We start from the raw sequence: 894 nt of genomic DNA on the forward strand, positions 1-894 counted from the left end.
GGGCGTCGGCGGGCGAACCCCCATGCCGAGAAAGCTGAGACCTGCCTCCACGGGCCGGAACGTCCGGGCACGTACGACGTGGACGTAGATCGGCACGCGCGTTGTTGCGATGACGACATGACGCTGGTCCCGGAAACGAGATGATGCTGAGCGGGAAGATGGATGCCGGGAAAGGAGCGGTCCGTATCGATGAGAGGCAGAAGCTAAACAGGGAGAGAATGGAACCATAGCAACTCAGTCGCCGTCAACCTGACCCGCAGTCAACGCAACTAGTACGAAAGCGGCCCACTCTGAAGATAGTCGCTCACCATCGTGCCACAATCCTGGATGCTGCCCATGCGGAACAGGCCGCCGCGTCGACAGGCCGCGTTCCTCCAGGTATTGTCGGGCACCGCGAGAAGACGCTCGTCCCACCGGAAGGCGATCTCGCAAAGGCCAAAGAGTTCCTGGCAAAGGCCGGTGTCAGTGATTTGACGTGACCATCGTTTGCCTAAACGAGACTACTTATTCGACCATAGCTCAGACGGTGCAGGCCCAATTGTCGCAGATTGGTATAACGGTCGAGGTCAACAGCCGGATTCCGGCTCATACTATACGAGGCATGGAATCGGAAGGCGAGCGCTGGAAAAACATGCAGCTCTCGTCAACAATTTTTCCAGCCTGCCAGATCCGCATTATGCAACGTCCTGGTTCGTGCAAGGTCAAGAGGGCGTCTGGAACTGGGGACGCTTCCGCAGCGAGCGTTTTGACGAGCTCTATACTGAGGGGGCCACGATCGAGGACACCGACGCGCGGGCGAAGCTCTATCAGGAGATGCAGGACCTCATGGAGGAGTCCGGCGCCTATCGGTTTCTGACCCATGGGGCCAATCCAGTCATGTACCGCACCACGCAA

1 pseudogene is annotated in these 894 nt (G+C 58.7%); it reads left to right on the plus strand.

From position 1 onward, the window contains the following. Nucleotides 1–693: 693 nt before the first annotated feature. A pseudogene (locus tag NKI25_RS36255) lies at nt 694–894 on the plus strand (ABC transporter substrate-binding protein); the annotation flags it as partial.

The organism is Mesorhizobium sp. M0808 (assembly GCF_040320025.1).
In the GTDB taxonomy this organism is placed as follows: domain Bacteria; phylum Pseudomonadota; class Alphaproteobacteria; order Rhizobiales; family Rhizobiaceae; genus Mesorhizobium.